Source organism: Flavobacterium sp. NKUCC04_CG (assembly GCF_019345525.1).
GTDB lineage: Bacteria > Bacteroidota > Bacteroidia > Flavobacteriales > Flavobacteriaceae > Flavobacterium.
In genome coordinates, this window is record NZ_JAHKRA010000002.1 from 119553 (window position 1) to 140108 (window position 20556).

General features: G+C 36.4%; 16 protein-coding genes. 7 read left to right on the forward strand and 9 right to left on the reverse strand.

Features of this window, described 5'->3' with window-relative positions; all coding sequences use genetic code 11:
• Window positions 1-2: 2 nt before the first annotated feature.
• From KO524_RS02140 to KO524_RS02155, 4 genes are all read right to left on the reverse strand, one after another.
• Window positions 3-794 (reverse strand): (Fe-S)-binding protein, encoded by a 792-nt coding sequence (locus tag KO524_RS02140; protein WP_219289069.1) that lies wholly within the window; start codon window positions 792-794, stop codon window positions 3-5.
• Window positions 795-846: 52 nt separating this feature from the next.
• Window positions 847-2169, reverse strand: coding sequence for a (Fe-S)-binding protein (locus KO524_RS02145; protein ID WP_219289072.1), 1323 nt, complete (start codon window positions 2167-2169; stop codon window positions 847-849).
• A gap of 85 nt (window positions 2170-2254) precedes the next feature.
• Window positions 2255-3241, reverse strand: coding sequence for an MlaD family protein (locus KO524_RS02150; RefSeq protein WP_219289075.1), 987 nt, complete (start codon window positions 3239-3241; stop codon window positions 2255-2257).
• Between the two features lie 53 nt (window positions 3242-3294).
• A complete protein-coding gene (locus KO524_RS02155; protein WP_219289079.1) occupies window positions 3295-4467 on the reverse strand; it encodes an N-acetylmuramoyl-L-alanine amidase in 1173 nt (390 codons plus the stop codon).
• A 118-nt stretch (window positions 4468-4585) separates the two neighbouring features.
• Between KO524_RS02155 and KO524_RS02160 the strand changes: the two genes are divergently transcribed.
• Both KO524_RS02160 and KO524_RS02165 read left to right on the forward strand, forming a co-directional pair.
• Window positions 4586-7267, forward strand: coding sequence for a putative LPS assembly protein LptD (locus KO524_RS02160; protein WP_255555101.1), 2682 nt, complete (start codon window positions 4586-4588; stop codon window positions 7265-7267).
• Window positions 7268-7360: 93 nt separating this feature from the next.
• Entirely contained in the window at window positions 7361-7741 is a 381-nt protein-coding gene (locus KO524_RS02165) for a Rid family detoxifying hydrolase (protein ID WP_219289082.1), read from the forward strand.
• On the opposite strand, the gene KO524_RS02170 is transcribed toward KO524_RS02165, so the two are convergent.
• From KO524_RS02170 to KO524_RS02190, 5 genes are all read right to left on the reverse strand, one after another.
• The gene (locus KO524_RS02170; RefSeq protein WP_219289085.1) at window positions 7722-8096 is read right to left on the reverse strand and encodes a methylglyoxal synthase; all 375 of its coding nucleotides are present in this window, start codon (window positions 8094-8096) and stop codon (window positions 7722-7724) included. The genes KO524_RS02165 and KO524_RS02170 overlap by 20 nt on opposite strands.
• 2 nt (window positions 8097-8098) lie before the next feature.
• Window positions 8099-8953, reverse strand: coding sequence for an N-acetylglucosamine kinase (locus tag KO524_RS02175; RefSeq protein ID WP_219289088.1), 855 nt, complete (start codon window positions 8951-8953; stop codon window positions 8099-8101).
• A gap of 9 nt (window positions 8954-8962) precedes the next feature.
• Entirely contained in the window at window positions 8963-9964 is a 1002-nt protein-coding gene (gene gap, locus KO524_RS02180; protein WP_219289091.1) for a type I glyceraldehyde-3-phosphate dehydrogenase, read from the reverse strand.
• Between the two features lie 28 nt (window positions 9965-9992).
• A complete protein-coding gene (pfkA, locus tag KO524_RS02185) occupies window positions 9993-10979 on the reverse strand; it encodes a 6-phosphofructokinase (RefSeq protein ID WP_219289095.1) in 987 nt (328 codons plus the stop codon).
• A gap of 93 nt (window positions 10980-11072) precedes the next feature.
• Window positions 11073-15524, reverse strand: a complete 4452-nt coding sequence (locus KO524_RS02190) for a translocation/assembly module TamB domain-containing protein (protein ID WP_255555102.1) — start codon at window positions 15522-15524, stop codon at window positions 11073-11075.
• Between the two features lie 167 nt (window positions 15525-15691).
• Between KO524_RS02190 and tsaD the strand changes: the two genes are divergently transcribed.
• The 5 genes from tsaD to KO524_RS02215 all read left to right on the forward strand — a co-directional run bounded on the left by tsaD (window position 15692) and on the right by KO524_RS02215 (window position 20521).
• Entirely contained in the window at window positions 15692-16714 is a 1023-nt protein-coding gene (gene tsaD, locus KO524_RS02195; protein WP_219289113.1) for a tRNA (adenosine(37)-N6)-threonylcarbamoyltransferase complex transferase subunit TsaD, read from the forward strand.
• A 12-nt stretch (window positions 16715-16726) separates the two neighbouring features.
• Window positions 16727-17434: a 16S rRNA (uracil(1498)-N(3))-methyltransferase gene (locus KO524_RS02200; RefSeq protein WP_219289116.1), complete on the forward strand. Its 708-nt coding sequence runs from the start codon at window positions 16727-16729 to the stop codon at window positions 17432-17434.
• Between the two features lie 235 nt (window positions 17435-17669).
• Window positions 17670-18761 (forward strand): AI-2E family transporter, encoded by a 1092-nt coding sequence (locus KO524_RS02205; protein WP_219289119.1) that lies wholly within the window; start codon window positions 17670-17672, stop codon window positions 18759-18761.
• Window positions 18762-19952, forward strand: a complete 1191-nt coding sequence (locus tag KO524_RS02210; protein WP_219289120.1) for a class I SAM-dependent methyltransferase — start codon at window positions 18762-18764, stop codon at window positions 19950-19952.
• A complete protein-coding gene (locus KO524_RS02215; protein WP_219289123.1) occupies window positions 19949-20521 on the forward strand; it encodes a hypothetical protein in 573 nt (190 codons plus the stop codon). The genes KO524_RS02210 and KO524_RS02215 overlap by 4 nt, the downstream gene beginning before the upstream one ends.
• Window positions 20522-20556: the final 35 nt, after the last annotated feature.

A 20556-nucleotide genomic window follows, 5' to 3' on the forward strand; every position in this document is an offset into this window, starting at 1 on the left:
AATTATAAATCTTGTGCTGTAGCGATTAATTCCGCTACGTCTAACACCTTAACTTGATGTTCTTTTTCTTTAAATTTAATTCCGTCGGTCAACATGGTATTACAAAATGGACATCCCGCTGCAATAATCTCTGGTTCTAAAGCCAGAGCGTCCTCCGTTCGTTCAACGTTAACGTCTTTAGTGCCTTTTTCGGGCTCTTTAAACATTTGCGAACCTCCTGCACCACAGCATAGTCCATTAGCTCTAGAGCGCTTCATTTCCACCAATTCAGCGTCCAATTTTTGAATTAATTCTCTCGGCGCCTCATAAATTTGATTGGCTCTTCCTAAATAACAAGGATCGTGAAAAGTAATTCGCTTTCCTTTAAAAACACCGCCCTCTATGGTTAATCGTCCATCGTCTAACAGTCCTTTTAAAAACTCCGTATGGTGAACCACTTCGTATTTACCACCCAATTCAGGGTACTCATTTTTTATAGTATTAAAACAATGTGGACAAGCCGTAACTATTTTTTTTACTTCATAAGCATTGAGTACTTCGATATTCATCATCGCTTGCATTTGAAACAAAAATTCATTTCCCGCACGCTTTGCTGGATCCCCAGTACAGCTTTCTTCCGTCCCTAAAACAGCAAAGGGTACTTTAGCCTTATTTAATATTTTTACAAATGCTTTAGTAATTTTTTTTGCACGATCATCGAAACTTCCAGAGCATCCTACCCAAAATAAAACTTCAGGTTGTTCTCCTTTTGCCATCATTTCAGCCATAGTTGGCACTACTAAATTTTCTGACATAGTAAATAGTTATGTTTAAAGATTGCTGAAAAACAGTCAATCAAATTTTTTATTAGTTTTCGTCTTTCCAGTTTAAACGGTCCATCTGGTTGTATTGCCAAGGCGCACCATTATTTTCAATATTGGTCATCATCGCATTTAATTCTTTTGGTGCAGCACTTTGCTCCATCACCAAATAACGTCGCATATCCATGATTATAGATAACGGACTGATGTTGATCGGACATTCTTCAACACAGGCATTACAAGAAGTACAAGCCCACAATTCTTCTGTAGTGATATAATCGTTTAACAAACTCTTTCCGTCATCGACAAAAACGCCCTTGTTTGTATCTATATTTTTACTCACTTCTTCCAAACGGTCTCTGGTGTCCATCATGATTTTACGAGGCGAAAGTTTCTTACCGGTTTGATTGGCTGGACAAGAAGAGGTACAACGACCACATTCAGTACAAGAATAGGCATTCAACAATTGAACCCAGTTTAAATCTTGAACATCGGATGCACCAAATTTAGCCGGCGTTGCATTTTCAGCCGGTGCCGCAAAAGGATCTGCATTGGGATCCATCATCAATTTCACTTCCTGAGTCACGGATGCCAAATTATCAAATTCCCCCAACGGGTTTAGATTCGCAAAATAGGTGTTTGGAAAAGCAAGAATGATGTGTAAGTGCTTTGAAAAGTACAAGTAATTCATAAAAGCCAACACACCGATAATGTGTCCCCACCAAGCAGCACGTTCCACTAGAGCAACTGCAGCTGGATTCATACCGTTAAAGATAGGTGCTATATACTGAGAAACAGGAAAGGATCCCACTGTAGTATAGTGCGTATATCCCAAATTTTGCAAATAAAAATCTGCTGCATTCATAAGTAAGAAAAAACACATCAATACGGTTTCGAAATAAATAATCGTATTGGCATCTTTCTTAGGAAATCCATCCAATTCCTTTTGATTTAATCGCTTTAGTTTGATTACATTTCTACGAATCCAAAATACAACTACAGCAAAAATCACCAAAAAGGCTAATATTTCAAAAGTTCCAATTAATATATCGTAAAACCCTCCTAAAAAGGATAAAACTCTATGGGTTCCAAACAAACCGTCGATAATAATTTCTATCATCTCAATGTTAATAACCACAAAACCTACATATACAAATATGTGAAGAATAGCCGCTATAGGGCGCTTCACCATTTTGGATTGCCCCAAAGCTACCATCGCCATATTTTTCAAGCGGTCGGCTGGACGGTCGGTGCGATTGACTTGCTGTCCCAACTTAATATTTCGAATAAGCTTTTTTACGTTTTTTATAAAAAAGGCAAATCCTACTATTAATAAAATTAAAAATAAAACATTACTAAGGTACTGCATATCTGTAGTTAATTTATTATCAATTGAGTGGTTAATTCGTTTTGTTTATTTTGTTTATTTTTGTTAGGAATCGAGTTGTGTGAACTTAATTGGCCTTTATCGTTGTTGTGGTTTGAGCTGGTTCTTCTGCCGCTGCTTCAGTTGGAGTAAAAGTTGATGCCTTTTTACCAAATAACGAAAAATGTACATAGCGCTTTGGATTTAATTTTAAATCTCTAAGTAATTCTTCCAGCTCTTTAGATGCTTGATTTAAATTGCTGTACAACTTTTCATCTTTAAGCAATTTACCGACAGAACCTTCCCCATTTTCAATACCGCTCATAACCATATCCAAACTATTTGACGCCGACTCTAATTTAGCAAAAGTTCCGCTAATATTCAAATCAGCAACCGAATCGGATATTTTAGAGAAATTATCGCTTGCATGCGACAAATTAGTCATGGTAGTGTTCAGTTTGACCGTATTGTTTACGACCAATCCATCTAAATTTTTAGTAATCGCATTTACATTGGCTAAGGTAGTGCTCAAATCTGCCAAAGTTTTTTTAATATCCTGTTGTGCTTTTTCGTCTAAAATAGCATTTACCGATACCAACATCTTATCGGCATTATCCAATACCGCTTGCAATTTTTTCTGAATTGGGTCTAATTGTTCCCCTATTTGATCGGTAAAATCTTTGCGAATTTCTCCATTAAGGTAATCGCCTGACTTTGCTATCTCTTTATCTTCAAAATTGGGTGCGAGTGCAATTTGTTTTCCACCTAATAAACCAGGGGAATAGATATAAGCTATACTCGATTTGGAAACATCAAAAGGGTTGGTCATTGAGATTTCAACAACTAATTTTCCTGTATTCTCCTGTATGGTAATTTTACTTACTTTACCGACAACGAGTCCATTTAGAGTGACATTTGAAGAGGTGGTTAACCCCTCAACATTTTCATATAAAACATAATATTTTACACTATTGTCAAAAAGGCTTTTACCTTTTAAAAAACTGTAACCCCAAATAAATAAGATAATGGCCGATAAAACCAATATAGCTGTCTTAATTTCTCTTGATATTTTCAAAATGGTGTATTTTAATGAGCAAAAATAAACTTTTTTATCTAAAAGCCTTCTATTTATTTTAAGGCTTCTTGTACAGATACTTTTTTACCTTTTTTAAAAGCTACTATAAAGGAAGAGGTATAACCTTTATTTTTAGCTTCTCCTAGCGCTTTTTGTGCAGTCTTATAGTCGGTAGTCTCCGAATAATAATATTTATTTAAATTACCCTCCTTCAACATTGTAATTGACGACAATCCATTAAAGTTTGATGGTTTTAATTCCAATACTTTAGAACTGGCAGAAATCTGAATTCTAAATACCACGTCTTTTGCAGTGACTACTTCTTTCTCTTGTTTCTCCTGCTTTTCTGGTTTGGCTGCTTCATTTTTAGCTGCTACTTTAGGTTCAATTTCCTTTATAGTATCTTTTTTATCTTGCTTAGAATCCTTTACTGTGGAAACAACAGCTCCTTTAGAAGCGGAATAAAAATCTTTTTTATAATTGATAATACCCTTAGCTATAGATTCAGCTAATTCCATTTGGCCACGTTCCGAGTTTAAATACTCTCCTTCGTCTTTATGAGAAACGAATCCTAACTCAATAAGGATACTCGGCATAAATGCCCCGTGCAATACCCAAAATGGACCCTGCTTAACTCCCCTGCTTTTTCTTTTCAAATCGTTTGTAAAACCGTCTTGAACTTTACTGGCCAAATCGATACTCTGCCCTACATAGTCCTCTTGCATTAGCGTTAATCCGATTAGAGACTCAGGCGAATTGGGATCGAAGCCAGCATATTTGTTTTTATAGTCGTCTTCCAAGGTGATGGCAGCATTTTCCTTTTTAGCCACTTCTAAATTGGACTTGTTTTTACTTAGACCCATAACATAGGTTTCCGTACCACTAGCATCACTACTATTTACACCATTACAGTGTACTGAGATAAACACATTTCCATTTTCTTTATTAGCAATAACCGAGCGTTCTTTAACTTCGACAAAAACATCGGTCTTACGAGTATAAATAACATCAATATCGGGTTGTCTCTCTAGAATCTCACCTACTTTTAACACTACGGACAAAACGATGCGTTTTTCGACATTACCGTTATGACTCGTTCCAAAATCCTTGCCCCCGTGACCAGCATCGAGTACGACTTTAAACTTTGAATTGGACTGTGCGTAAGTAAAAATTGATGTGAATAAAAAAATTCCGATTAAGAGAAATTTCGATTTGCTTAAATTCATAAACATAAATTTATAATTGAGTTTAAATTTAATAAAATTCTAAGTTTTAAAAAAAAATATATGTAAGTTTGACACTTCAAAAAGCGGTCCATAATTTACAAAAATAGCACTTATAGCCTTGCATACAAAGATAATTCATATCGTTTTCTTATCATTTTTTATCGGCGCGATAAACACGGCTGTTTATTCGCAAGATTTAAAACCAAAAAAACAAAGCTTAAAGGTTGATAAACAACCCACTAACACCACCACCACCGCACCTATCCCAACCGACTCTATAGTTTCAAAAAAACAAGACTCCCTACCCAAAAAAGCACCTATGTTGGAGGGAATCGTCTATAGAAAGGCCAAAGATTACGAAAAACTAGACCAAAAGAAGAAGCAGCTCACGCTTTACAATGAAGCAGAATTAAACTACTTGGACTTCGAATTAAAGGCAGGAAAGATTGTTTATGATTTCGCAAAAGGCGAAATTTATGCCGGTCGCTTAAAAGATAGTCTCGGAAATTACAGTCAAAATCCGATTTTCAAACAGGGTGAAGACGTGATTGAACCCGATTCCATTCGCTACAACACCAAAAGTCGCAAAGCTATGGTATGGAATTCGCGAACTTCGCAAAGTGAGTTTAGAATAAAGGCGGAAATTTCCAAAAAGGAAAATGATTCCGTTTATTTTATGCAAAATGTGCGTTTTACTACGGCAAAAGACATTGAAAATCCGGAATACTATTTTAAAACACGTAAAATCAAATTTGTCCCGAATAAAAAAGTAGTAACTGGAGTAACCAATATGGTTATTGCAGACGTACCGACTCCAATTGGTTTGCCTTTTGCCTTTTTCCCCATGTCTAAAAAAGCTGAATCCGGCTTTATAATTCCAACCTTTGGAGACACAAATTTACAAGGGTATTACATTCAAAATGGGGGGTATTATTTTGCTATTAGCGACAAGGTCGATTTAAATGTATTGGGAGATTATTACACCAACGGTAGTTATGCCTTACGCGGGGAGAGTTCCTATGCCCAACGATACAAATACAACGGACGTGTAAACATTCGCTATGAAAATCAAATTTTCAGTGAACTGGGATTACCCGATTACCAACGATCGACACAATACAACATTCAATGGTCGCATTCCCAGGATCAAAAATCAAATCCATCTTCGCGATTTTCTGCCTCGGTCAACTTGGGTAGTGGTCAATATTTTACACAATCGCTTAACAACAACAATATAGGTTCTCGGCTTAATAACCAGATGAATTCATCGATTACCTATTCCAAAACATTTGAAAGTGTACCACAGGTCAATATGACTCTTGGTGCAACCCACTCTCAAACAACAGGTGTTGAGTCGATCATCAATATGTCTTTACCAACTTTACAATTGAGTGTGGACCGTGTTTATCCATTTGCAAAAGAGGGAAGTGCTAAAAAAGGATTTATAAAAAACATCAATTTATCATATAATTTAAGAGGTGAAAACCGGGTCAATACGACAGAAGATAAATTCTTTAAAAGTGAAATGTTTAACGATCTAAACACCGGTTTTCAACACAGTATCCCGATTTCTACCAACTTTAAAGTTTTAAAACACCTTAGTGTTAGCACAGGAGCCAGTTATAATGAAGTTTGGTATATGAATACCATTGAAAAACAATATGATTTAGGTGAAAACAAAGTAATAGACCGTAGGGTGAATGGCTTTGATAGCTTTCGTACATATAACCTAAATGCATCCATTGGTACGACCATTTACGGTACCTTTAATTTTAGCAAGGACTCTAAATTACAAGCCATACGCCACTTGGTGACTCCAAAGATTGGCTATACCTATTCTCCGAGTTTCGAGCAGTATTACGACACTTATGCCATTGATGCAACAGGTACAACCATGGCGGAATATACGCGATTTCAACAGGGTATCTTCGGTGCTCCTGGAAAAAGCTTTTCCAATATCATGAATTTAAGTTTAGGAAACTCCTTTGAAGCTAAAATAAAAGATGATGAAAGCGAAACGGGAGAGCCTAAAAAATTAATGCTTTTAAACAGCTTAAACTTTAGTACATCTTACAATATTTCTGCCGATTCTTTAGCGTGGGCTCCACTACAAATTAGCGCCAGTACCAATTTGTTTAAAGACAAAATGAATATTAATTTTGGTACTACTTTAGATCCATATGCCATAGACAATAACGGTCGAAAAATAGATATGTTCAATATCGATAACGGCGGAAGTTTATTCAGAATGACCAGTGCAAACATGACGGTCAATTGGTCATTTGCCAGTACAGACGCCATTTTTGGAAATGAAGAAAAAAGCGACAAACAAAACGTACTCAACGGAGGCCGAGCCGATGATTTATTCGGGCGATCTACCGATTTAGGCGATAATCGTCAAACCTTATTCGATGAAGATGAAGATGCTGCCGACCGTCCTTTTACAGGCTTTTACAACACCAAATTGCCTTGGGATTTGGTTTTTGCTTACTCCCTAACTTATGGAAATTCTAGAAGAGAAAGTGAAATCACCAACAACTCTGTGATGGTGTCCGGTAATATTGAAATCACACCAAGATGGAAATTTGGTTTTTCGACGGGTTACGACTTTGTACAACAAGGGGTAACTTTTACTCAATTGCGTTTCGAAAGGGATTTGATGAGCTGGAGAATGAATTTTAGCTGGGTACCTCTTGGCGACTATACGAGTTGGGGCTTTTTTATCGGTATCAAATCGTCTATGTTAAGCGACTTGAAATGGGAGAAGAAAAGCGTACCGGACAAACGATATAGAAACTAAAAAAATCACTAAGCGCAATTGATTTTAGCTATTCCTTTTTTTGGACGAACTATAATTTAAAGCTTTAAAAACAACTGTATAAAAAATAGCATTATGAAAAAGATAATTAATTCCGAAAACGCACCATCGCCTATAGGCCCTTATAATCATGCTGTGAGCATAGGTGATTTTCTCTTTATTTCAGGGCAAATCCCATTTAACCAAGCTACTCAAGAGCTTATTTCATCAAGTATAGAGGCAGAAACTAAGCAAGTGATGGAAAACTTAAAAGCCATTTTAACCGAGGCTAAAATGACTTTCGAAAATGCTGTTAAAGCAACTATATTTATCCGTAATATGGACGACTTTTCTCGAATCAACGAAGTTTATGGTTCGTATTTCAACACGGCAACCGCTCCAGCAAGAGAGTGTGTTCAAGTAGAAAAATTACCTCGTAACGTAAACATAGAAATCTCTATGATTTGCTCGAAATAGCATCCAACAATAACTGAGCGGTAGCTAGATTTGTTGCCAAAGGTATATTGTGAACATCTGTCACCCTCAAGAGCATGTTGATATCCGGCTCATGAGGGTGTTTTCCCAAGGGGTCTTTAAAGAAAAGCACCATTTTAGTTTTCCCCTCTGCGACTCTAGCTGCAATTTGAGCATCTCCTCCCAAAGGTCCCGAAAGCATCTTCAATACTTTAAACCCCTCCTGTTCCATTAAAGTGCCGGTAGTACCCGTTGCTATCAAACTCAAAGAATCAGAGCTTAAAAAAGCCTTGTTACGCATTACGAATTCAATCATTTGCGGCTTTTTACCGTCGTGAGCTATTATTGCTATTTCCATTTTTAAATCTTTTGTTGGTGAAACTCAATTAGGCCATCCATAGGTTTTTGATAGATTTTACCCAGTTCCAAATTATTTTGTTTTAATACCATTGAAAATTCCTCTTGTAGAAAATAGCCTATGGAACCTATAAAATGTATAGGAACCCTAGCAGCTTCTGTAAACTGCTTGATATAATAATCGACAAAAAATTGAATTTGATCCACGATCATTGCCTGAAAATAAGGATGGTCTTTATGTTGTATTAAAAAAGGTAGAAACGAAGCTAAATAGGCGTTGGGGTTTTCCTTTTTATAAAAATGATCCTTGACAACATCTGGATGTAAATCGTATTTAAGCGCTATGGCTTTACGCAAATCTTCCGGCATCATCTTTAAGTAATATCCGCGAATCATCAGTCGCCCAAAGGCACTACCACTACAGTCGTCCATTGCCAAATATCCCAAAGATTCAACGGCTTGATGCACTTGACTACCATCAAAATAACTGCAATTAGAACCGGTGCCATTAATACATACTATGGCTTGCGACCCAATACTTGTTGTTGCATATACAGCCGCATAGGTATCTTCTCTAACCTCTACATATGTAGCGTTGACAAAATAATTTTCAAAGAAATCGTAAACAATTTGCTTGGCGCGTGTTGACCCACAACCCGATCCATAAAAATAAAATTGCTTAACTTCTTCCTTATATTTTTTAACATCGGGCAACAGCATGACACGGCTAGCAAATTCATCTACTGTCAAAACCTCTGGATTAAGTCCTAAACTCGAAACGGATAACATCCATTTGCCGTTATCATCAAAAAAAATCCAATCTGCTTTAGTTGACCCGCTATCTACAATAATCTTCATCTTTATGGTTTATTTTACGTTATGTGCGCGTACTGCTAAATCAATTAATTTTGCAGCATAGCCATATTCGTTGTCATACCATGCAATTATTTTATAGAAAGTACTGTTTAAAGCAATTCCCGCTTTGGCATCAATGATACAGATACGTTCATCGGACACAAAATCTTGAGAAACTACATCGTCTTCTGTAAAACCTACCAATCCTTTATAAGTGGTTTCTGACGCTTTCTTAAATACCGCCATAATCTCTGTATAAGAGGTTTCCTTTTTTAATTTTACAGTCAAATCCACTACAGAAACATCGGCAACGGGAACCCGCATAGACAATCCAGTAAGTTTTCCCTTTAATTCCGGAATAACTTTAGCTACCGCTTTAGCAGCACCAGTACTGGCAGGTATAATATTATTTAAGGCTGAACGTCCTGCACGATAATCTTTTTTCGAAGGGCCGTCTACTGTTAATTGAGACGCTGTTGCGGCATGTATAGTAGTCATTAGTCCTTCTTCTATACCAAAATTATCGTTGAGGATTTTAGCTAATGGAGCCAAACAGTTCGTTGTACAGGAAGCATTAGAGATTATAGTATCTGCTGCAGTCAACAATTGATCATTAACCCCCATTACAAACATAGGAGCATCGGCAGAAGGAGACGAAATAACCACTTTTTTAGCTCCAGCATCTAAATGCACCTGAGCCTTCTCTAAGGTGGTAAAAACCCCTGTACAATCGGTTACTACATCCACTAAAACTTCATCCCACTTCAATAGAGCTGGATCTTTTTCGGCCGTTACGCGTATGGACTTTCCATTGACAACCAAATGCCCGTTTTCAACACCAACAGTGGCTTTAAAATTTCCGTGTACCGAATCGTATTTTAACAGATAAGCCAATTGCTCTACATCCATCAAATCGTTTATAGCTACTACTTCTACATCATTTCTCAGTATAGACTCTCTCAATACCAAACGACCAATACGGCCAAAACCATTTATTCCTATTTTTAATTTCATACGTTTTTCTTTATTGTTTATTTAAAGTTTAAATCGATATAATATCAGACACCCGTAGCAATTCTTGATCGACACCCGTATCTCCTTTTACCGCTTTACTCAGAGGTGTCAATGCCACTTGGTCGTTAAGTAAACCAACCATATAATTCGATTTACCTTCAAGTATATAATCCACTGCTTTTACACCTAATCTACTAGCTAAAACACGATCAAAACACGACGGTGCTCCGCCTCGCTGCATATGCCCCAATACCGATACTCTAACATCGTATTCCGGTAGGTTTTTTTCTACATAATCGCCGAGTTCAAAAACGTTTTTACCCAGTTTTTCACCTTCCGCTACGATGACAATACTAGACGATTTACCCGATGCCTTACTCTTTTTTAAGGATTCTAACAGCCGGTCCATACCCATATTCTCTTCCGGAATAATGATTTCCTCTGCGCCAGAACCAATACCGGCATTAAGTGCTATGTGCCCAGCATCACGTCCCATGACTTCAATAAAAAACAACCGCTTATGCGAACTTGCCGTATCTCTAATCTTATCTACTGCTTCGACCACGGTATTTAAAGCCGTGTCAAAACCAATAGTATGACTGGTACCGTAAATATCATTGTCTATAGTACCCGGTATGCCAATTACAGGAAAACCAAACTCCTTATTAAATTGAAGTCCTCCAGTAAAACTACCGTCACCACCAATAATAATTAAGGCGTTAATCCCGTGTTCCGTTAAATGCCTATACGCTTCTTTTCTTCCTTCTTCCGTTCTAAATCCTTCTGAACGAGCCGATTTTAATATGGTTCCCCCTTTGTTGATGATATAATTAACATCACGAGGCCCCAAAGATTTAAAATCACCTTCTACCATTCCTTGAAATCCCCTATATACACCAACACAGGCTATATCATAAAAAGCACAAGTACGAACAACTGCTCGAATCGCTGCATTCATCCCCGGAGCATCGCCTCCAGAAGTCAATACAGCTATTTTTTTAATCTCCTTTTCCATGCTGTGAGTTTTAAGTAAATTTAATCAATATAAATCTAAAAACCATAAAAAAATCCAGTAGTTCATACTGGATTTTTTAAAATTTAATGGCTATTATTCAGAATCAATGTCTTGCGGTTCTGCACTCGGAGTGCTCTGACGACGGTTTTCATAAAAACGAATAAACTCAGAGCTATAATCGGAATCCGGTAATTCATCACCTGCATTTTTCCCGTCTTTTTTCTTTATTTCTTCCGTCTCAGCTGCCCTATTTAAAATCCTGCGTATAAGAGCTCTAAAGGTATCGAAATCCACTTCATAAGACAATCCAACACCTTGCGTATATCCAATCCCTTCACCTATATAATTAATATCATTTTCGCGATTAAATACCCGTGCATTCAAAGTACCGTCGTCATTTAATCGCAACAACACCTCCACATCACCAACAATCACCGACTCTTCAGCTCCTCCAACCGGCACCCCTAGTTTCCCGTTAACGGAAATTCGCTCGTTGACTTTGGTTGAAAAAGTTACTCCAACACGCCCTTCGCTCTGTGCATAAGGATTACGATCCGCCTGTGCATAGTTCAATCCCACCTTGAATTTGTCGTCTGAATCTGAAAACAGATCATCAAAAATACTACTCGCTCTTTCAAATAAACTACCATAAGCCAATGAAGACGCATTGTCTGATGAAAAGAAGCTACCGGTAGCCAATAAAGCCATAGCCTGTCTCTCTCGAGTATCTTTATCACTCAATTTATAATCGATTTCAGATTTCACCACAGAACTCACATTGGGGAAATTGATTTCAAAATCTACTTCCGGACTGCTTAAACTTCCATTTAATAATATAGAAACCTCTGTCGGAACTTTTCTATTTAAAATTGCATTATCAATAATAACACTTGGATTGGCTTCTGTGTGATAGATTGCTTGTAAATCTAATGCCGCATTCATCGGATCACCATCCCATCGAATGGTTCCAAATTTTTTCACTTCAAATCGCTTATCGATTATACCTCCGTATTTAAAGTTATATTCTCCTTCATAGGCTTGGAAATCACCCCACATATTGAATTTACCCAAGGTATTGATTTCCATCGTTATAAATCCAGCACCCCGTCCCTTCATCGCGTGTCCCGATTCTCGATCCAAAATTATTTCAATCTCCGCATCCGGCGTCACTACAAATTCAAAATCCAACTCTATACCGCTGTACTTATGTACATCTTGATCCAATCCCTTAAGCCTATTTGCCTTTTCCTGAGGGGATAAAAAGTGGATAAATGAATTATCTCCTACCCCTTGTGCTTCATTGAGTGGAATCTTTATCGATGTTCCCTTATTGGAGGTCGCCTTAATCATGATGGACAATAAATTTACCGGTCCCGTAATAGAGGCTGTTCCATTGATGTATGCCGTTCCATAATACACACTTCCCTCGGCATAAGGCGTGTCTAGTCCCAACAAATTATCAGACGATAAATGCAGGTCGAGATTCCATTCGTCAAATTTTTTGTGCTTGATAGCTCCTTTTAAAATTCCCGAGGTTTTGTATTTGGAATCGATTAACTTCACATTCCTTAAAATAAACTGTTCTTGGGTAAGATCAAGAGCGGAATTATGCTCAAAGTTATAATCCACTCCAGTAAATTTTGATTTCATACCCGCCTCGTCTAAATACAAACGGCCGTCGATTTCGGGTTTGAGATGTGTACCTAAAATACTGATCCTACCCGATGCGTTTCCTCTAACATCGGAAACAATAGAACTCAATAAGGGACCAATGGTTTTAATATCAAATTTATTAAAACCTGCATTTAAATTTAACAAGCTGTTTTTCCCCACTATATTGATATCGCCATTAAGGAAAAACGTTTCTTGGTGATCCTTAACAATACTGGAATTAACCTTGAAATTTTGAAGTTTCTCATCTCCATCAATCATAAAAATCATATTGCCCAGCGCCACCTTATTGATCATTAATCCATCTATAGTAATATCAGACGAAGGATGGAAAATAGTACCTTTCTGTTCAAAATTCACAGAACCATTAATGTTTCCACCAAAGGCCATATTATTGAGCTCAGGTGTAATTTTGTTTAAATCAACCCCGTTAAAAGATAGTTTTAAATCCTTATAAGTCGAATCGCGTAAAACACCGCTAAGTTCCACCAACTGGCCGTCATGAGTAAGCGACATTTTATCGACCTTGAAATCGGTTAGTTTTTTGTTAAAAACGATTTTATTCTCCTCATCATCGCTTTCATTCAAATACCACAAATAATCTTTAAAGTTTAATTCCGATTTTTTAAACCCAACTACCGATTGGTTTTCTGGATTGATGGTATGGTATAAGTTTAAATTAAAGTAATCCTTCCCGTGTTTCCCTCCCTTAAATTCAGTACGGAAAAACAAGGTATCGTTTTGAGTAACGTTAATCAGATTAAAGTCGGATATGGAATAACCTTTGGTCTTGACACTATCAATGGAAACAAACGCATTATAAAGCGGGTTTTGATTATTGACATTCAATTGAATATTCGTTGCTGCGACATTGTCTATAGCTACTCCTGAAGACGAAAACTTCAGTTTAAAATCTCCCTCGTCTGCATTGATATTCCCCCTAATTCTGCTGTTTTCCTTAACCGTCAATTTCGGTAAAAATATCTCTATCAAATGACTGTTTATAGTGAAGTCGAAATCAAAATACTGATTGGGTTTTACCTTAAATGACGAATAGTTGGTGTATAAACTACCTAAGGCATTCTCAATAATTTTCCCCATTTGTTCGATTTCAAATCTACCCGAAATCTGTCCTTCAATCGCATCTTGCGAACTCAAAGATATGGTTCGCACTCCGTCGGAACTAAAACTGGAGTTGACCGTAAAATCTTCAAATAAATACTGATCTCGCTTATTTTGGTACATGGCATTTTCAATGTGAAATGCTCCAGCCAAATCATCTAAGGTATTTCCTGTTGCCTTAAAAGAAAGATCCCCCTTAAAAATAGCCAAAGTATCCTTTACAAAATGCAATTTATGCAAATCGGCATAGTCAATTTTTGCGGTAAAATCGTAATTCTTAACTTTTGAACTCAAATCAATTAAACCGTCAAAAGCCAGTTTTAAATTGGGATCATTACTATTTAAATAACCTTTAAAATAAGGCATTCTCATGGTACCATCCACTTCAATATGCTGGTAGTTATATCCCTGAAAAGCAAAAGATGTTACTTTTCCAACCAAACTCGTATTCAAATATTTTTCTGAGAAACCCCTACCGTCCAATTCTATGTCTAAATTGGTTTTTCCAAATGAAGGATTGGCTAAAATCTCTCCTAAATTAAATTCAACCAAGGCCACCTTACCGACATAAGTCGCATCTTCTATCTTATCGATATTGGTCATCCCTACTTTGGCTGTTACGCGTCCGGCAGATGAAATCAGATCAATATCTGTATCCAAGGTCTTTTTGGTTAAACCTATAGTACCCGATAAATTGATACTGCCCAATCGCGTCAATTCAACAGGAAGTAATTTTCCTAAAACATTAGGCATTAATTCTTTTAAGTCGTAATAAGTGGAACTCAAACGATCCAATTGGGTGTCCATTCTAAAAGGACCGCTATTACCAAATATATTTTGAAATCTAAAATAACCTATCACTTCGGAATAATGGTCGTCTATCAACTTTAAATCGGTTAAAGTAAAGTCGTTCATGACGCCCTTCAACTGTGTTTTTAGAAAAAATTTCTGACCAGCACCAAACTCTGGATAAAACAAATTAATATCGTTAGTTGCAATAGAAGCTTTGTCAATCTGTACATCCAGTTTTACACGATCCACAAAATATTTCATATCGTCACCTTGAAAATCCAGTTGGATATTACCCGCTAAAACGGATTCTTTGGTACGCAGTACCAATTTCTCTAAGCTAATATTGGACTGAGTATAGGCGAACTCAGCCTTTAAGTCTCGCACGCTTAAGCCGTGACTTTCCACCAATTGCAGACTTTTAATGTCCGCATAGATTTCGGGACCTTTAATTAGAAATTTGGAAATACTGGCATTCAATTCTTTAAGATCCAAGGATACGGGATGTTCATGATTATCATCAGAAATCACGAAATGACTGTTTCGAATTTTTAATTCTTGAGCGCTTAAACGAAAACTACCATCACCTGGCTGACCGTCGTCAAAGGCTTCGATAAACAAATCGAAATTGGTCTTAGTCTCCCCTTTATACGTGTGTATATTAAAATACAAACCGTCCATCGAAGCCTTACCAAAATACAACTTTCCTTTCAGCAGGAGATTTAAGTCTAGTATATTGGTATTAAAATGGTTGATATTGATAAAGGTCTTATCGTGATTATCCAACACATTAACACCTTGAAGGGTGACACCACCAAAAATGGTTATAGCTACTTTATCCACATAGATTTCCGTACCCATACTCTCGTTCAACTTATTGGTAACTACTCGAGCTAACTTCGTTTGAACAAAAGGCAGGGTCAATGCTATTCCAAGAAATAACAACAGGAAAATTAATCCCAAGACTACGCGAAATAGTGTTTTATAAAATTTTTTGATGTTGTTTATTGTTTTAAATTTGCTTTTTAAAAACTAACTGTACTAGATATACTAAAGTTAACAAATGTAATAATTTCTTGGATAAAAGTAACTTATTCTGTTTTTATTAACTTACAAATTTTGATATTAAAATGTCTGAAAATCCCATATATATTCTCGCCATAGAAAGTTCGTGTGACGACACTGCAGCTGCTGTAATGAGAGACGCCACTGTGCTTTCCAACGTAGTTGCACAACAACAAATACACGAAGAATACGGCGGCGTAGTTCCCGAATTGGCTTCACGAGCGCATCAACAAAATATAGTACCAGTTGTAGATATTGCGCTAAAAAAAGCGCAAATTACGAAAGAACAACTTACAGCTATAGCTTTTACACAAGGTCCTGGTTTAATGGGATCTTTATTAGTGGGGAGTTCTTTTGCCAAGTCGTTGTCGATGGCGTTAAACATTCCTTTAGTAGCGGTCAACCATATGCATGCTCATATTTTAGCACATTTTATAGAAGAAGAGGGATTTGACAAACCCACTTTCCCCTTTTTGGCCCTAACTATTTCTGGAGGACACACTCAAATTGTACAAGTCAACGGTTTTTTTGATTTAAAAATCATCGGAGAAACCACGGATGATGCCGTAGGTGAAGCTTTTGACAAAAGCGCAAAAACCTTAGGTTTTCCTTATCCAGGAGGCCCGTTGATTGATAAATATGCGCAATTGGGTAATCCAAAAGCTTTTCGATTCACCAAACCGAAAGTTCCGGGGCTTAACTTTAGTTTTAGCGGTTTAAAAACCCAGATATTGTATTTTGTCCAAAAAAACCTAGCCGAAAACCCCAACTTTATCGAGGAAAATAAAAACGATATTTGTGCTTCAATTCAGGAAACCATTATCAATATATTGATGGACAAACTAAAGTTGGCCGTAGAAGAAACCGGAATTCGTCAAATCGCTATTGGCGGTGGCGTTTCTGCAAATTCAGGAATCAGAAAAGCCTTAAAAGACGCAGAACACAAATACCAGTGGAAAACCTATGTTCCCAAATTTGAATACACTACCGACAATGCTGCTATGATTGGTATTGTTGGATATTATCGTTATAAGGAACACTATTTTAGCGATGCCTCTGTAGTATCTAAGGCGCGAATTGAATTTTAAACACAGACAAATATGCAATTATTTTACGCTCCCGATATACAAGCCGAACAAAATGATTTCTTTTTCGACAAAGAAGAAAGCAAACACATCATTAAAGTTTTACGTAAAAAAACAGGCGACATACTTCACGTTACCAATGGATTAGGTTTTTTATTTGAATTGCAAATTACCTTAGAGTCTGAAAAAAAATGCCTGACAAAAGTTTTATCTGTCACAGAACACCCCAAGCCAAACCACCATATTCACTTGGCAGTGGCACCCACAAAAATGAACGAACGTTTTGAATGGTTTTTAGAAAAGGCAACAGAAATGGGAATTCAAGAAATCACTCCTATCATCTGTGATCATTCCGAGCGTAAAATCATTAAAACAGAACGTTTTGAGAAGATTATTCAATCGGCTATGAAACAATCTTTACAATTTCATTTACCCCTTTTAAACGAACCCATTTCTTTAAAAGATTTTTTAAAAAAAGAGCGCGAAGGTTCGTTATATATAGCCCATTGTGAAGACAGTAAAAAGACGCTCTTAAAAAATGTAATTACTAAAAATGAAAAATATACCCTATTAATCGGTCCAGAAGGCGATTTTTCTAAATCCGAAATTGAAACGGCTTTAAAAAACAACTATCAAGCAGTATCTTTGGGCAATACCCGATTAAGAACGGAAACAGCGGCACTAGTCGCTTGTCATAGTTTTGTGTTTACCAACGAATTTTAATACTTAAGCATTGCAAAACAGTCTTTATATCTAAAACGCTATCTTCAAAAAATTTAACACACTACTGATACTGGGCCGTCGCTGTTGTATAATTTTGGCATCGGATTGTTTTTTACCCGTAGCTGAGCTACAAACTCGCTATTATATTTAAAAAATATAATTAGCAATAATTTTTATAATAAAATAGAAGGCTTTAAAAAACCCTAGAGTTTTCTTACATTTGAATAAAAAGTCTATGTCCACAGCAAAAGAGATTTCGCGCGGTATTGTTAAAGCTGTTATCACCTTAATTGCCATTGCAGCGGCAGCATACTTGTTATTCCAAATCAAATCGATATTTATCTATTTTGTTTGTGCCCTTATTTTAGCATTAGTCGGTTCACCAATCATTCGTTTTTTCGTCAAAAAACTGCACTTTAAAAAAATTATCGCTGTGGTGGTGACCATGGTACTGTTTATCTTAATGATGTTGGGCTTTGTCTTTATGTTTGTTCCATTATTTACAACCCAAGCTCAAAACCTATCGGTTTTAAACACCGCTCGATTACAAGAAGATATCACGCACCTATTACAGCAGATAGATGGTTTTTTGGCTGTAAGAGATTTAAGTTTAGAAAAGCTGTTAAATCTTTCGGATTTGAGTTCTAAACTAAACTTCGATTTTATTCCCAACATTTTTAATTCGATTATCAGCACCATCAGCGGTTTGGGAATAGGTATTGCTTCTACTTTTTTTATAACGTTTTTCTTACTAAAAGATCAAGCTATTTTTCAGTATCACTTCAAAAAAATACTACCGGAAAAACAAGAAGAAAAGATCTTAACCTCTTTAGAAAAAATAAATCATTTGCTTTCACGATATTTCGTCGGCCTATTGTTGCAACTCTTTATTGTTTTTATTTTGACCCTGATCGTATTGTTGATTTTTGGGGTAAAAGGAGCTCTAATGATTGCATTTTTATGTGCCATTTTAAACATCATTCCCTATATAGGCCCTTTAATCGCCAATGTATTAGGGGTTATTTTAACCATGTTAAGCTATATTAGCGAAGACTTCAACAGCGTTGTTTTACCAAAAGCCCTAGCAGTTATGATTGGTTTTTTTGTAGTACAATTTATCGATAACAACATCAATCAACCGATTATTTTTTCCAATAGCATCAAGTCGCATCCGTTAGAAATTTTTATTGTTATACTTGCAAGCGGTATGCTTACAGGGGTTTTTGGAATGATACTTGCTATTCCAATGTACACTTGTTTAAAAGTAATTGGAAAAGAATTTTTTCCACATATTAAATTCGTTCAGCTATTAACTAAAGATATTTAATTGAAAACCGAACTCTTGCATTCCGATGTACAGGAATTTATAAATCAGTCCTTAAAAATAGAAACGGCCCAATTGGCCTTTCAAAAAAATCCCTTTCCCCAGATTCCTTGGAATGAGATTTTAACACAAATACAATCTAAGCGCAAAGCTCAAGAGAAGTTACCTACTTGGTTTCAAACTTCGGGGATTTTATATCCTCTAAGTTTATCCATCGAACAAACTTCTTCTGAGAAATGTGCCGCCTATAAAGCTTCCCTTTTATCGGGAGACAGCCTCATTGATTTAACAGGCGGCTTAGGTATTGATGCCTTTTATTTCTCAAAGCACTTTAAAACCGTTACTCATTGCGAATGGCAGCCAACATTATCTGAACTCGTTCAACACAATTACCAAGCGCTCAAAGCGACCAATATCAACTGTATTTCCGGTGACGGATTGCAGATACTTCAGGATTTAAATCAACAGTGGGATTGTATTTACATTGATCCAGCTCGTAGAAATCAGGCCAAGGAAAAGGTATTCTTTTTAAAAGATTGTGAACCCAATGTGCCTGAATTGTTAGACACCTATTTTGAATACAGTACCAAAGTCTTTATTAAAACAGCGCCCCTTTTGGATTTAGCAGCTGGTTTAAATGAATTAAAACACGTAAAAGAGATTCATGTTGTAGCCTTAGACAATGAGGTCAAAGAACTGTTATGGCTACTAGAAAAAGGATATACAGGAAGTATCCAAGTTGTTGCGGTCAATATAAAAAACACAGAAACGGATGTATTCAAATCTACTCTTGATGCTGAATCATCGGCCTACAGCAATTATTCCACACCCAAAGAGTTTTTATACGAACCCAATAGTGCTTTAATGAAAACAGGGCAATTCAATCGTATTGCAGAGCAATATGCCTTAGATAAGCTGCAACTGCACTCACAATTATATACGTCTGCCAGCTTAATTGACTTTCCCGGTCGCGTTTTTAAAATCGTAGCGAATTATCCGTTTAATAAACAAACGATGAAAACGTATTTACAAAATCAAAAAGTCAACATAACGATTAGAAATTTCCCTATAAGCGTCAGTGAATTGCGGAAAAAATGGAAAATAAAAGACGGTGGAAATCAATATGTTTTCTTAACTACCGACTGTAACAATGAAAAAATAATATTAATTTGCGAAAAAATAAATTTACTATGAAATATGTCATCCTGATTCTCGGTCTGTTGTCAACGCTTTTTACTGTAGCGCAAACCAAGAACTGCGAAATTGACTATATTGTCAAAAACGACAGTACGGATTTAAAGAAAACAAAAGACTACTTAATCGTTGAAAGAATTTATCCACAATCTTTAGAATCGGTATATATATCGTTGCTTAAGTCGGATGATTTGACTTATTTGCAATTGCAATATTTACAAAAAGACACACAATTTATCAGTACGACTTGTGTGGACCAAAAATCAATGGTCAGCGTACAATTATCAAACGGAAATATCATAAACTTTAGACATGCCAATATCGATTACTGTAATAACTTGTCTTTTGATTCCGAACAAAATGCTAACATACGCATCCTAAGCACTTATTTTCTAATTCAAAAAGAAGATTTAGAACGTTTAAAGGAATCCACTGCTACTGTCATGCGTATACGTTATGCCACCACTACCGCTACATACGAACTCCTCGATAAAATTGAATCTAAGGTTGTAGATAAAAGCTATTATCCGAGTAATTATTTTATAAATAACATCCCTTGTATTGAATAAAAATAAGAGCTTATCCTAAATGCAAAAAAAAGCGC

Coding starts and splice junctions, on each gene's coding strand:
- KO524_RS02140 (WP_219289069.1), bottom strand. CDS start 794: ATGTCAGAAAATTTAGTAGTGCCAACTATGGCTGAAATGATGGCAAAA.
- KO524_RS02145 (WP_219289072.1), bottom strand. CDS start 2,169: ATGCAGTACCTTAGTAATGTTTTATTTTTAATTTTATTAATAGTAGGA.
- KO524_RS02155 (WP_219289079.1), bottom strand. CDS start 4,467: ATGAATTTAAGCAAATCGAAATTTCTCTTAATCGGAATTTTTTTATTC.
- KO524_RS02165 (WP_219289082.1), top strand. CDS start 7,361: ATGAAAAAGATAATTAATTCCGAAAACGCACCATCGCCTATAGGCCCT.
- KO524_RS02170 (WP_219289085.1), bottom strand. CDS start 8,096: ATGGAAATAGCAATAATAGCTCACGACGGTAAAAAGCCGCAAATGATT.
- KO524_RS02175 (WP_219289088.1), bottom strand. CDS start 8,953: ATGAAGATTATTGTAGATAGCGGGTCAACTAAAGCAGATTGGATTTTT.
- gap (WP_219289091.1), bottom strand. CDS start 9,964: ATGAAATTAAAAATAGGAATAAATGGTTTTGGCCGTATTGGTCGTTTG.
- pfkA (WP_219289095.1), bottom strand. CDS start 10,979: ATGGAAAAGGAGATTAAAAAAATAGCTGTATTGACTTCTGGAGGCGAT.
- tsaD (WP_219289113.1), top strand. CDS start 15,692: ATGTCTGAAAATCCCATATATATTCTCGCCATAGAAAGTTCGTGTGAC.
- KO524_RS02200 (WP_219289116.1), top strand. CDS start 16,727: ATGCAATTATTTTACGCTCCCGATATACAAGCCGAACAAAATGATTTC.
- KO524_RS02205 (WP_219289119.1), top strand. CDS start 17,670: ATGTCCACAGCAAAAGAGATTTCGCGCGGTATTGTTAAAGCTGTTATC.
- KO524_RS02215 (WP_219289123.1), top strand. CDS start 19,949: ATGAAATATGTCATCCTGATTCTCGGTCTGTTGTCAACGCTTTTTACT.